Here is a 13,026-nt window from a genome sequence, read left to right as displayed (position 1 = left end):
GGGGATCAGGCGAAGAAGGCCTTTTCGATGGTGGCGAGGGTCTGGAAGTCCTCGATGTCGATGGTGTCGAAGTCGATCTCGATGCCCGCCGCGTCCTCGATGGTGTAGACGAGCTCGACGAAGGCGAGCGAGTCGACCAGCCGGCTCTCGATGAGGTCGACGTCGGCGGCGAGCTCGGTACGCTCGGGGTGACGGCCGAGGATCCAGTCCCGGACCTTGTCGATACCTGCGGAACTCATGGCATTCCCTTCGAAGTCACTGATCCAGCGGGATGAGGTGGTCGAGCGGTGGTGTTCGTGAGGTGGTGGCCGCCGCGACGGCGATCGCGAAGCCGCCGTCGTGGCTGATGCTGACGTCGATGGGGCCGAGTCCGGCGTGCTGCGCCAACTCGGCCGCCGTACCCGACAGCCGGACCCCCGGGCGGCCGCCGGGGCCGCGCAGGACCTCGATGCCCTGCCAGGGAACCGGCCGCCCGACCGCCCCGAGGAGCTTGAAGACGGCCTCCTTGGCGGCCAGCCGCCCGGCGATCCCGGCCCGGTCCGGTTCCCCGTCCGGGGTCCGGGACGCGGCCAGTTCGTCGGCGGAGAGGAACCGCCCGAGCACCGGCCCGGCGCGGGGTTCCAGCAGCTCGCCGACCCGGGCGAGCGGGACGAGGTCGACGCCGATCAGGGGCTGGCTCACGACGGTTCTGCGGCGGCGGGTGACGGCGCTTCCTGTGCCGCCGTGCGTACGGCGTCGAGCGCGGCGTCGAGGTCCGACGCGAAGTGCTCGGTCAGCACGGCGAGCCAGCGCTCCAGGCCGAAGGCCACACAGGAGGTGTAGGCGTGCTCGCCGGAGTCCAGCCGGATCGAGCACCGCTCGCCGAAGAAGTTGCGGTGGGTGTTGACCGAGGCGATCGCCAGGTCGCCGTACTGGAACTCGTACTTCACCGGGCTCAGCTTCTGCATCAGGGCCCGTCCGCTGTCGTTCTGGAAGAACGGGTCGCCGGCCGCCTCCCGGCCCAGCTCGATGCCGAGCGCGGCGGCGAAGGCCTGGATGCGTCCGGTGAAGCGGGCCAGCACCTCCTGGGTGTGGTCGAAGCTGCCGAGCGCGACGATCTCGCGCATCTGGAAGCTGGCGAGGCGGCGCAGCCCGCTGTAGTGGTCCTCGTTGCGGAAGCAGCGGTTGACCAGGGTCACCAGGGAGTCGTCGGCGACCTGGCCGCCCTCGTGGAAGAGGTACGCGCCGTAGCAGGTGGCGTGCGGCAGCCCGTACCGCGCCTCGGTGACGGCACCGGGCCCGAACTTCCCCTCCACCGGCTTGAACTGGTTGTCCGTCAGTGCCAGTGAACCGGCCACCCAGGCGAGATGGGGGAAGTTGGTGTAGACGTCGAACTTCTCCAGGTCGGTCACCGGGAAGAGCGGCGGGGCACTGATCTCCTCGGCGCCGTCCGCCAGGCCCCAGCCGGTGAAGATCCCATCGAGCTCCTTGACGAGCGCGGTGGCCTGCGGGCCCAGGATGGCGAGGGCGGGCTCACCGTCGCTGCCGGTCAGCCGGGTCGCTCGCGTCGCTCCGGCCTCTCCCGTCTCCCCGGCCTCTCGGGTCGGTCCGGCCGCTCCGGCCTCTCCGGTCTCCCCGGCCTCTCGGGTCGGTCCGGCCGCTCCGGCCTCTCCGGTCGCTCCGGCCTCTCGGGTCGCTCCGGCCTCTCGGGTCGGTCCGGTCACCGTCATCGGATGAGTCCCGTCTTCTCCAGGAACTTGGCGGTCTTACGGAAGGTGCGCGACTCGGCCTCGGCCCGGGCCGGGGACTCCAGCAGGGCCCGGCGCAGCTCGTGCGGGCGCTCGATACCGGCGTCGCGGTAGACCTGGGGGTGGTAGAGGGATTCGAAGCTGTGCCGCATGTAGCGGCGCAGGTACGTGGAGACCTCGTCCAGCTCCTGCTCGGTGGCGGTCAGCTTCAGGTCCTGGTGCAGCAGGTTGACCAGTTCGCGCCCGAAGGCGATGTGCCGGGACTCGTCCTGGTGGTGGATGCGGTTGATGCCGCGGATCGTCTCGTGCAGCCGCTCGTCCTCGGCCATCGCCGAGTTGAAGTGGTCGACCAGCTCCTCGAAGATCAGGATGCGGGCGAAGACCAGCAGGCTCTGGACCTTGTCCGAGGGCGCGGCCGTCTCGGCGCCGCCGGCGGGCTGCCGGTAGATCTTCTTGCCGTAGCGGAGGCAGAATTCGGCGAAGAACCACATGTGCTCGTTCTCCTCACCGATGAAATGGTGGAAGAACTCCGACGGCGTCTCGAAACCGGCCGTGTGGATCCGGTTGACCACCTCGACGAGCAGTTCCCGGATACCGTGGACATTGAGGCTGTAGAAATTGATGCTCTCGTGCTTGGAAAGCGTGTGGAGCTGCTCGGGTGTGAGCTTCTCGGCCCATTCCGTCCCGTAGGTGGTGGTGAGCTCGGGGCTCATCCACCACATGTCCTCGGGAAGCTGCTCCGGCCACTCGAAGAGCCGGTACGGGTTGTAGTAGTCGTCGATCGACTTGGTGGCGAGCCGGTCCAGGATTCCCCTGAACCGGTCGTTCCGGTCGATCACTTCGCTGACCATCGAGTGATTCCTCCGTTCGCCTAGAGGGCTCGTTGCTGAATCCAGATTAGGAATCCGGGCACGGGTTCCTCAATGCCCGGAACCGGCTGCCGATTTCGGCCAGTGGGCCGTTCGGTTCTGGTCAGGTATTTCCCTCGCGGAGGTGCTGGATGACCGGATCCGGCTGCCGTTTCCGGACAGCCGGCGAAAGCCGCCGGTTACCGCCGGCGGACAGGGCTGACGGGTACGGCCGGCGGGTAGAGACGGCGGACACGACCGACGGTTACGGCCAGCGGTTACGGGCGGGCGGCGAGTTGCGCGCGCAGGGCGGCGTTCTCCTCCTCCAGTCGCGCGAGGCGCTCGTGGAGCGGGGCCAGCGCCTCGGAGACCTCGCGCTGACTGAAGCGCGGCGTGATGTGGTTGGGGCAGTTCCAGGCGTACGCCTCGACCCGGACGGTCATGATCTGTTCGACCCGGCCCTCGGTACGCGGCGACTCCAGCCGCTCGGCGAGCGCGAGGTCATCGTCGACCGGTACGGCGGTGGCGTGGCCGAACACCTTGAGGCGGGTCTGCCGGGCGTGGTCGATGAAGAAGAGCGCCACCCGGTCGTCGCCGCGCACATTGCCGGTGGTGACGTACTGCCGGTTGCCCCGGACGTCCAGGAAGGCGAGCGTGTACGGGTCCAGCACATGGACGAACCCCTGCGGCCCGCCCTTGAACTGGATGTACGGCCAGCCGGTCTCGCCCACACTGGCGAACAGGAAGCCGTCGAGGCCGCGGATGAAATCGGCCGACCGCGCGTCCAGCGGATCGGGTTCCTCCGCCTGCTCCCGCAGCCGCCGCCCGGCCGCCTTGGCACTGCCCATCTCCTCCTGCACCTGACGGACCATCGTGGTCTGCGCGAGCTGGTTGAAGCGGCTCATACGGCACTCCTCAGGGCGAGATCGACCAGGCCGGTACGGGCGGCCAGCACGCCGGCCTGGAAGCGGCTGCTGGCGGACAGGTCCTGCATGATCGTGGCGACATGGCGGCGCAGGGTCCGCTCGGACATGCCCACCCGGCGCGCGATGACCTCGTCCTTGGCGCCGGAGGCCAGCAGGGAGAGCAGGGTCGCCTTCAACTCCTCCATGGTCCCGGCGTAACCGGCCGCGCCGGAGTCGAAGTCGACGGCGGACTCCCAGACACGGGCGTGCAGCCCGGCCAGGAAGGCCGCGACCGTACTGTCGTAGACGACGGCGATCTCGCCGTCCTCGCCGTCGGCCCCGGACGGGATGAAGGCGGTCTTCCGGTCGAAGACCAGGAAGCGGTCGCTCACCTCCTTGGTGGTGCGCACCTGCCCGCCCGCGGGCAGGAGTTCACCGAGGTGGGCGCGGGTGCCCGAGTCGCCGCGGGCGGTGTGCGGGTAGAGGATCCGTCCGTGCGCGCCGCGCCGCAGCGCCTCCAGCACCAGCGGGCGGGCCAGCCGCAGCTCGCGGGTCTCGCGGGCCACGCAGGGCTGCATGACCAGGACCTCGGTGGTGCAGCTCTGCGCGGCCTCCAGGAGCCGTAGCTCGATCTCGTCCCGGTCACCGGTGATCACCACCGGTTCGGCGCGGGTTCTGGACTGCCTCTCGAAGGCCGCCGCGAAGGCGCTCAACTGCCCCTTGAATCCCGCGAGCCGGTGCCGGCTGTCGAGGATCTCCCGCTCCAGGGGGACCAGCAGCTCCATCTGGGCCGCCTCCGGGCTGACCGCCACCAGCCGGTCCGCCCGGCTCTCCGCCTGCTTGAGCAGCCGCAGTTCGCGCAGCACGCCGACCGCGTGCTCGGCGTAGCGCGACGGGGCGCCCAGCTCCTCGGCGATCCGCAGCGGATCGAACTCACCTCGCCCGATCGCACGTTCATAGAAGGCCACGGCGAACTCGTCCAGTTCTGGCGCCCCTTGGGCTCCTTGCTGCGGGGCCTGTGCCACGAAGTGCATCGTTACCTCATTCTCAGCGCGCGGATGATGGTGGCCTGGCCGAAGGAGAGGAGCCCGGAACGCGCCGCGCACGGGCGGTGGCGAGGCCACCGTGAGCTGTGGCAACGCGTCACCTCATGAGTCGGCACGGGGACTGGCCTTGCGGTGCGGAACGGTGCGGTGCAGTGCAGAGGGTGCGGAACGGTGCGGTGCAGAGGGTGCGGTGCGGTCCGGCGTGGTTCGGTGCCGCCACAGTACGGTCCCGGGCTGGTCGGTCTCCTACAGCCGGACCAGAGACCGCGGAACGCCCGGCGGGCCGGTTCCGGCCGGGTACGGGGGCGCTGACCTGGAGTTCTGCCGGTCGCCGCCGGTGGGTGCACGGCAACCGGCAGAACCGGTCCAACTGCCGGAGTAGTTGTCCTGCCGCCGGAGACGGGAGCGGCTCGTCGCCCGGAGAGGGAGCGGCTCGTCGCCCGGAGACGAGCACGGCTCATCGCCCGGAGACGAGCGCGACCGTCGCCTCGGGGCGGGCAGGGCGCGGATGCGGTCCCGCCCCGTGGCGGGCGCGGCCCTCAGTGGATCAGGTCCAGGCCGACGATGCCCTCGGGGGACCCCGCCACGCCGCCGTGGCGGGTGAGCTCACGGGCAGGAGCGGGGTGGTCGCAGACCGGCCGCCCGCCGCCGTTCTCCCTCCCCTCCCGGCTCTCCCTCCCCTCCCCGCTCTCCCGGTGGGCCGCGCCGATGCGGCGCAGCGCCAGCGCCTGGCCCTCCGCCCAGCCGGCCTGCCGCGCGAGCTCCAGCGCGCTGCCGAGCAGCTCCAGGGCCTGCTCCCGGTCCGCCAGCAGCCAGTGGCATTCGGCGCGCCGTAGCTGGGCGGCGGCCTGGGCCCGCGGCTCTCCGTCCGCGACGGCGGCGAACAGGCCGGCGGTCGCGACCTTGAGGCACTCGCCCGTGTACATCCCCACCGAGAGGAAGCCGTGCAGGCTCTCCGCCAGCCGCCAGGCGAGGGTGGTGAAGCCAGCGCCGGCCGCCTGCGGGACGGCCCCCGACAGGTTCTCCCGTTCGCCGTCGAGCCACTCCGAGGCCTCACCGTGGTCCGAGAAGACCAGCGCGGCCGAGGGCGCCGCCCCGGCGCACGGGCCCGGCGCGGGCTCCACCGGGTAGAGCAGCCGGGCCGCCGCGTCGGCGTGGTAGAGGTACCACTCGAAGAGCCGTTGCCGTGCGGCGTGCGCCTCCCCGGCGCCGGCCAGCTCACGGGCGTACGAGCGCACGAGGTCGTGCAGCCCGAAGCGGCCGGCGGCCCGTTCCCGTACCAGATGGGCGTCGGTCAGGGTCACCAGCAGCTCGGCCGCGGCGGCCGATGTGGTGTCCGCCAGGGCCGCCGCGCCGTTCACCGAGACGTCCGGCCCCGGCATGAGGCCCAGGAGCCGGAACATCCGGCGGGCCCCGGGCGGGAGCGCGAGGTAGGAGAGGTCGAAGGCGGCCCGCACGGTCGAGCGCCGGTCCCCTTCGACGCACAGCCGGCTGAGCAGGTCGTCCCCGGCCAGCTCGGCGCAGTAGCCGGCGATGCCCGTGTCGCGGGCCACCAGATTGGCGCCGGCGATCCGGATGGCCAGCGGCAGCCCGCCGCAGAGCCGTACGAGCCGGCGGGCCGCCTCCTCCTCGGCGGAGGCGACGCACTCGCCGACGATGCTGCCGAGCAGCCGGCGGGCCTCGGCCGGGTCGAGGACGTCCAGGGCGAGCTGGCGGGCCCCGTCGCTCGCGACGAGCCCCGCGAGCCGACTGCGGCTGGTGATCACCACCGCGCAGCCCCGGGCGCCCGGGATGAGCGGTCTGACCTGCTCGGCGTCGCGCGCGTTGTCCAGCACGATCAGCATCTGCCGGTCGGCGAGCAGCGTGCGGTACAGCGCGGCGGCCTCGTCCTCGTCGGCGGGCAGCCGGGCGGGCGTCGCGCCCAGGGCCCGGAGGAACTGCGCCAGGACGTCGCCCGGTCGCAGCGCCGGCAGCGGGGAGTGGCCGCGCAGGTCGACGAAGAGCTGCCCGTCCGCGAAGTGTTCGCGCCGGGCGTGCGCCCAGTGCTTGGCGAGGGCGGTCTTGCCGACGCCGGGCGCGCCGACCACCGCCATCACCTGGGAGCGCCGGGCCGGGTCGGGCGAGACGAGGGCGTCCAGGTCGCGCATCTGCCGCAGCCGTCCGACGTACGAGCCGGACATGGCGGGCAGTTGGGCCGGGAGCGGGCCGGCCGGGGCGGCGCGGCCGGCGGGCGCGGGGCGGGCCGGGTGCTGTGCGCGGGGCAGTTGCTGGCGCAGCACCCGCAGGTGGGCGTCGCGGACCTCGGCGCTGGGCTCGATGCCCAGCTCCTTGTCGAGCCGGTCGCGCAGCCGGCCGAAGACGTTGAGCGCGGCGGCCTGCTCCCCGTAGCTGCCGAGGGTGAGGATCAGCCGGGCGTGCAGGCCCTCGTGGAGCGGCTCGGTGTTCACCATGGACCAGAGCACCGGGACGGCCTCCTCGGGCCGGCGCAGCAGCAGCGCGGTGTCGGCGTACAGGAGGACCGCCTTGACCCGCCGCTCGTTGACGACCACCGCGGCCGGGTGCTGGCGCAGCACCGGATCGGCGTCCGCGAGGACCGGACCCCGCCACCACCGCAGCGCCTGCGTCAGCGACTCGTACGCGGCCGCCGGGTCGGGCGCGCGGTGCAGGCGCTCCGCCTGGGCCAGCAGTTCGTCGAAGTGGCCGAGGTCGGTCTGGCTCCGGGAGGCCTGGAGGAGGTAGCCGGTGGGGGTGCGGACGACGGTGGGGGCGGGGGCGGTCCGGGGGCCGCCGGGGTCCAGCAGGCGGCGGACCTGGCTGACGTAGGTGTGGATCAGGCTCTGGTGGGAGCTGGGCGGCCCGGACGGCCAGAGGGTGTCGGTGATCTCCCGCTGGGTGGAGGGCTCGGGGTGCTTGAGCGCGAGCAGGCCGAGGAGCCGGCGCAGCATGGGGCTGGTGACGGGGACGGGGTCCCGGCCGCGCTGGAGGGCGAGCGGGCCGAGGATCAGCAGGCGCGGGCGGGCCACGCCGCGCGGGGGTCCGGTACGGGTGGCGGCCAGCAGGTCCGCCAGCTCGCCGCCGGTCAGATCCAGGACTTCGGCGAGGTGTTGGAGGGTGCGCGTCTGGGGCCGCTGGACCCGGCCGCGCTCGATGTCACGGAGGGCCCGGGTGCTGATCCCGGCCCGTAAAGCGGCCGCCTCCTGGCTCAGTCCGGCCCGTCTTCGGAACGCCTGGAGCCGGAGACCGAAGGCGCCGTGCTCGCCCGCCGGACCTCCCCGGGACAGCTCCGCGACCGACGTCCGCTCTGACATGGCATCCCCCTCGTCCGATGACCGCCCCCCTGCCGATCACGGCCTGCGGCGGCATTGCGGGCCGTGCGCGGCCGACTCTCCCGGAGGCTTCGTCGCGGATCAGTTTGGACTAGACCAATGAGTGAGGCAAGAGGGCCCCCACCGCACCCAGGAGGACGAGCCGGAGAGCCGGACAGCCGGACAGCCGGACAGCAGGACAGCAGGACAGCAGGACAGCAGGACAGCAGGACAGCAGGACAGCAGGACAGCAGGACAGCAGCAGCCTGGCGACCGGGCGCGGCGCCGGCAAAGCACCGCACCCGACCGCCCGGCCGCCCCCTCACCCCTCGTCGCGCAACTGGGCGGCCAGGGAGGCCAGCGGCTCGCACTCCTCCAGGTGACCGAGCGCCGTCAGCCGGGCGACCGCCGCGTCGAGCCGGACGAGCGCGGGCGCCGGGCGCTCCAGGTAGATCCCCTCCACCGCACCCGAGAGGCGGACGCACTCCGCCCACTCGCCCGCGCCACCCTCCTCCGCCCCCGGCTCACCGAGCAGGGCCAGCGCCTTCTCCAGGGCGGCGAGGGCGTCCTCGTACGCGCCGACGTAGGCATGGACCCGCCCGTACTCGTAGGCCAGGGCGGTCTCCAGGGAGCGCCCCGCGGGCCGGAACCCGGCGGCGCGGGCCGCGTCCACGACCCGGCCGGCCTCGTCCAGGTGGGCGAGGGCGGCGGCCAGGCCGTCGGGGCCCTGCCGCTGGGCCCGGAGACGGGCGAGCTCCCGCAGGCAGTTGCTGATCAACTCGTAGCGCGGGGAGAGGACATGGGCGGCGAGCGCCCGGTCCGCGACCTCGCCGGCCCGGTCGAACTCGCCCGCCTCGCCGAGGATCATCGCCGTCTCCGCCGCGATCATGGCGTGACTCCCCGGGTCGTCGTCCCAGCCGGCCGACTCGGCCGCGAGGGCGACGAACTCCGCCGTGGCGGCCTTGAGATCGTCGCCCGCGTGCAGGGCCCGGGCGCGCAGAAGACGCAGTTGGGCGACCAGCCGGTCGTCCAACTCCCCTCCGATGACGTCCGGTTCGCCGAGCAGCGAGTCGAGCAGCGCGATGGAGTCCTCGATGCGGCCGTGGTCGAGGCAGAGCTGGGCGGCGCCGACGTACGTGCAGAACGCGTCCACCCGCTTGCCGTCCCGCAGATCCACCTCCGCCGACCGGGTCAGCTGGGTCAGCGCCTCGTCGGGGCGGCCGAGGTACAGGCACGCCTGGGCCAGATCGGCGTGCAGCCGGGAGGTGTCGACCGCCTCGGTCGGCCACGCGGCGGCCAGCCGCAGCCCCTCCGCCAGGTCCGCGTGCGCGGCGGCAGCGTCCCGGAGGCCGAACTGGAGCCGGCCGCGCAGGCCGAGCGCGCGCGGCAGGTGCCAGGCGGGACCGTCCGACGCCAGCCGGTCGCGGAGGGCGTCGATCTCGGCGACCGCCGCCGGCAGATCGCCGGAGAGCGCGTGCGTACCGGCCCTCAGCAGCATCGCGCCGGAGACCTGCGTGGTGAGGCCGTGCCGGGCGGCGAACTCCTGGAGCAGGTCCGCCTCGGCGAAGACGACGGCGGCGTGCGCGGGGTCGCCCGACGTCTGGAGGCGCACACCGAGCGCGGACGCCCGCAGCCTGAGCAGCCGCCCCTCGATGTACGGGGCGAGACCGGTCGCCTCCTCCTGCAACCGGACCACGGCGGCATGCGCGTCGGCCAGGACGGCGGCCTTCATCTCGGCCTCGGCCTCGCCGCCCTCCCCGGAGGCCTCGGCGGCGGCGAGCAGGGCGCAGGCCCGGGCCAGCACCACGTCGTCCGGCGCTCCGGCGTCCTCGTACAGCCCGGCGGCCTCCTCGTGGAGATCGACGGCACCGGCGTAGTCGCCGCGCTCGGCCGCCCGGTAGGCCTCGTCGGACAGCAGGTCCGCGCAGAGCCGGCCGTACGGGCCGAGTGCCGGGTCCTCGGGATGGCTGTACTCGCGGGTGGCGACGAGGGTACGCAGCCGCGCCCAGCAGGCCCGCGCGCCAGGGTGCCCCTCCTCTTCCAACTCCCGAGCACGACTGATGAGTTCGGACACCTCCTCGGGCACGTCCGCAGCCGCACGCGAGGCGGAAGCGCCAAGGGAAGCAACGGGAGCGCCCACAGCAAGGGAAGCACCCTCAGCACCAGCAACACCCGCAGCCCCACCCACCCCCAGCTCGCCCAAACTCCGGCTGCGCAGGGTCAGTTCCAGCGCGTCCAGGAGCGGGGCCCGGTCGAGTCGGGCCGTGCGGCGGCCGGAGTGGGCCGTGGTTCCGTTACGGGTGTCGAAGCGGGCGGCGAGGCCGTCGCCCCGTCCCCGTACCTCGGCGCACAACCCCGCCACGGTCCAGGCCCGGCCCGCGTACCCGGCCACCGGCAGCCCACCGTGGCCGAGGCTCTCCACCCGGCGCAGCAGCACCTCCACCCCGGTCAGGAAGTCGAGCTGGTCCAGCGGCGAGTCCACCTCGTCGAACAGGTTCCGGTTCTCCGCGAGCAGTTCGAGCCCCCGCGCCTCGTTGCCGGTCAGCGCACAGAACTCCAGGTGCCGGCCGACCTCCCCGGCCATCGACGGATTGCGGCGGCAGGCGCGGTACCCGGCGAGGTGCAGCTCCCGGGCCCGGTCGGCGTGGCCGGTGCGCAGCAGGGGCAGCAGCGCGTACGCGACGGAGCGGGCCGGCTCCTCCTGGCAGGACTCCTTCCCGGCCAGGACCGGCGCCCAGACCTCCAGCGCGCGCTCGTCGTCGCCCGCGGCGATGCGGTACAGGGCGCGCTCGCAGATCTCGCACGCCTCGCAGTCGCTGTACGGGGTCCGGCGGCGGCCCGCCCACAGCTCGTAGGCGAGGGTGGTGTCCTCACCCACGTGGACGGCGAGCTGGTAGGCCTGCCCGTAGTACGGCTGAAGGCCGAGCCCCTCCTTCTCGTACCGGTCACGCATCTCGGTCAGCCACTGGCGCAGGCTGGCCAGCGGTATCTCGGGCAGCGCGCGCAGGGCGTTGGCCACCCACTTGAACCGCCAGAAGAGCTGGTGGCGCAGGCGCTCGTCGAAGGCCTCGGGCCGGTCGTCGAAGAGGGTGAGCAGCCGGGCGAAGACGACGGGCGACTTCCGGGGGTCGGAGCCGTAGGTGTACGCCTCCTGGAGTTCGAGGAGGGCGTGGACGAGCGGGAGGGGCTCGGCGAACCGCTCGGCGGCGTCGACGAGTTCCTCGGCGGTGACGGTCCGGGTGCGGCCGTAGGGGAGCTGGTGGTTCTCCCGGAGCGCGTGGAACAGCTCGTCGGTGCTCTGGGGGTGAGGTGCGGTGGGCATCGTCGGCTGTCCTTAGCTGTCCTTGCGGAGGGCGTGGGCGAGGAGGTCGAGGAAGGAGCGGTTGATCAGGCTCGACTCGGCGGGCCGGAGCGGGCGCCGGGAGAGCAGCGCGGCCTGCCCGTAGAGGGCCTCTGCGCTCGTACGGGCCAGCTCGGGCTCGTCGATGGCCACGGCGGTGCGCACCAGCGGGTTGAGCTGGTTGAGGATCAGTTGGGCGCGCGGGGCCTCCTGGCGCAGCGCGCCGAGGATGTCGCCCCACAGACCGCCCTGCTGCTCCCGGGCGAGCTGGGAGCGGGTGCGCTCGTGCCGGGCCTCGCGGCTGTCGACGAGCAGGGCGGGCGCGGACGCGGGATGGAACGTACGCAGCGCGACATCGCAGTCGAAGACGGCCAGCGCATCGCGGGCCAGGGCGAGGTAGGCCGACGCGGCCAGTTCGGTCTCCCGGTCGACGGGGTCGAGGTGGGCGGTGAGGGTGGCCGGATCGAGATCGGCGACGCTCGCCTCGGGCCTGATCTCGGGGAGCCGGTGGACCAGTTCGCGGTCGTAGGTGTAGCCGCCGTTGACGACGCCGAGCCCGGCGGCCGAGGCGATCGCCGCGACCTGCCGGAACTCCTCCACGCTCGACGTCACGAGCACGGTGCGGTGGGTACGCGCGAACGCGTCGAGGGTGGTGTGCCCGTCGGTGGTCTCGAACGGCAGCCAGGGCAGCAGCAGCCGCAGGATCTCGTCGTCGTGCACGGCGAGCGACTTCACGGCCAGGTGGTGCGCCTGGAGGAACCGGCCGAGCAGCTCCGGATCGCTGGCGGCGGCCCGGGCGATCCACTCCCGCAGCCGCTCGGCGAGGGCGTCGCGTACGGCGGCGAGCGTGTCGTCCTCGTACAGGGACTCGCGGGACGCGGTCGGGCGCAGGCTCTCGGCGTCGATGACGCAGCGGACGAAGAAGGCCCACTCCGGCAGGATCTCGTAGGCCTGCTCGGAGAGCAGCATCCCCTTGACGTGCACCCGGTGGCCGTGGCGCCGCCCGGCGGGCACCGCCTCGGGCAGCACGCAGGCGATACCCTTCAGCCCGACGGCCGGCAGGTCCAGCTCGATGGTGTCCAGCGGGGCGAACCCGAAGACCTCCTCGCCGTACGCGGCCAGCGCACGGGACCGGGAGCCCGGGGTGGGGAACGTACGGGCCCAGGGGGCGGGTTCGGGATTCACGGAGACCGTCGGGGCCCCCGCCGTACCGTCGCTGAAGCTCACCGGATGCCCCAGCAGGGACCCGAAGTGCCGCCCCAGTGCGTGCACCTGCGCAGGCCGGGTCCACTCCCCCGTGTCGGCGCGCGGGGTGAGCGTGACGGTGGTGCCGGGCCGGGGCCGGGCGGAGGCGGGCAGGATCCGGACGCTGTAGCTGCCGTCGCCGTGCCCGCGCCACTCCACGGCGGGGGCGTCGGAGGTCCGGGCGGAGCGGCTGAGCACGTGGATCTCATCCGCCACCAGAAAGCAGGACAGCAGCCCGATCCCGAACTGCCCGATGAAGTCGCCGCGTTGCTGGGCGATCCCGTCGGCGCGCTTGCTGCTGCGCCCGATGGTGGCGAGGAAGGTGTGGACGTCCGCCTCGCTGAGCCCGACGCCGTCGTCCTCGACGCGGACCACGGACCCGTCGGCGAACAGCCGTATGCCGAAGGCGCCTTCGGGCGCGTCCGGTTCGAGGCCGTGCCGGGCGGTCAGGGCGTCGACCGCGTTCTGGAGGAGTTCGCGGAGATAGACGCGGGGGCTGGAGTAGAGGTGGTGGGAGAGGAGATCGACGAGGCCGCGCAGATCCACCTGGAAGGCGCGGTCGGCGCCGTCCGGGGACTCCGGGGATACGGGAAGAGGGAGAGTCATCGGA

General features: G+C 73.1%; 9 protein-coding genes. All 9 read right to left on the bottom strand.

Annotation, left to right across the window (positions count from 1 at the left end):
• Positions 1 to 5: 5 nt before the first annotated feature.
• The 9 genes from ACFWRT_RS26670 to ACFWRT_RS26630 all read right to left on the bottom strand — a co-directional run bounded on the left by ACFWRT_RS26670 (position 6) and on the right by ACFWRT_RS26630 (position 13,022).
• Positions 6 to 239 (bottom strand): phosphopantetheine-binding protein, encoded by a 234-nt coding sequence (locus ACFWRT_RS26670; RefSeq protein ID WP_380952187.1) that lies wholly within the window; start codon positions 237 to 239, stop codon positions 6 to 8.
• A gap of 16 nt (positions 240 to 255) precedes the next feature.
• Entirely contained in the window at positions 256 to 681 is a 426-nt protein-coding gene (locus ACFWRT_RS26665; protein WP_380952188.1) for a holo-ACP synthase, read from the bottom strand.
• Positions 678 to 1,709, bottom strand: coding sequence for a class-II aminoacyl-tRNA synthetase family protein (locus tag ACFWRT_RS26660; protein ID WP_380952189.1), 1,032 nt, complete (start codon positions 1,707 to 1,709; stop codon positions 678 to 680). Before ACFWRT_RS26660 ends, ACFWRT_RS26665 begins: the two co-directional genes overlap by 4 nt.
• Positions 1,706 to 2,578: a diiron oxygenase gene (locus ACFWRT_RS26655; RefSeq protein WP_380952190.1), complete on the bottom strand. Its 873-nt coding sequence runs from the start codon at positions 2,576 to 2,578 to the stop codon at positions 1,706 to 1,708. The genes ACFWRT_RS26660 and ACFWRT_RS26655 overlap by 4 nt, the downstream gene beginning before the upstream one ends.
• 275 nt (positions 2,579 to 2,853) lie before the next feature.
• Positions 2,854 to 3,480, bottom strand: a complete 627-nt coding sequence (locus ACFWRT_RS26650; RefSeq protein WP_380952191.1) for a pyridoxamine 5'-phosphate oxidase family protein — start codon at positions 3,478 to 3,480, stop codon at positions 2,854 to 2,856.
• Positions 3,477 to 4,514, bottom strand: coding sequence for a LuxR C-terminal-related transcriptional regulator (locus ACFWRT_RS26645; protein ID WP_380952192.1), 1,038 nt, complete (start codon positions 4,512 to 4,514; stop codon positions 3,477 to 3,479). The genes ACFWRT_RS26650 and ACFWRT_RS26645 overlap by 4 nt, the downstream gene beginning before the upstream one ends.
• A 551-nt stretch (positions 4,515 to 5,065) precedes the next feature.
• On the bottom strand, positions 5,066 to 7,834 hold the full coding sequence (locus ACFWRT_RS26640) for a BTAD domain-containing putative transcriptional regulator (RefSeq protein ID WP_380952194.1): 2,769 nt from the start codon (positions 7,832 to 7,834) through the stop codon (positions 5,066 to 5,068).
• Between the two features lie 319 nt (positions 7,835 to 8,153).
• A complete protein-coding gene (locus tag ACFWRT_RS26635) occupies positions 8,154 to 11,153 on the bottom strand; it encodes a hypothetical protein (protein WP_380952195.1) in 3,000 nt (999 codons plus the stop codon).
• A 12-nt stretch (positions 11,154 to 11,165) separates the two neighbouring features.
• Entirely contained in the window at positions 11,166 to 13,022 is a 1,857-nt protein-coding gene (locus tag ACFWRT_RS26630; protein WP_380952196.1) for an HSP90 family protein, read from the bottom strand.
• Positions 13,023 to 13,026: the final 4 nt, after the last annotated feature.

It is taken from the genome of Streptomyces cyaneofuscatus, from assembly GCF_042718795.1.
GTDB classification, from domain to species: Bacteria; Actinomycetota; Actinomycetes; order Streptomycetales; family Streptomycetaceae; genus Streptomyces; species Streptomyces cyaneofuscatus_A.
Note: the sequence above shows the minus strand (reverse complement) of the source record. Positions and strands in the feature narration are given on the sequence as shown.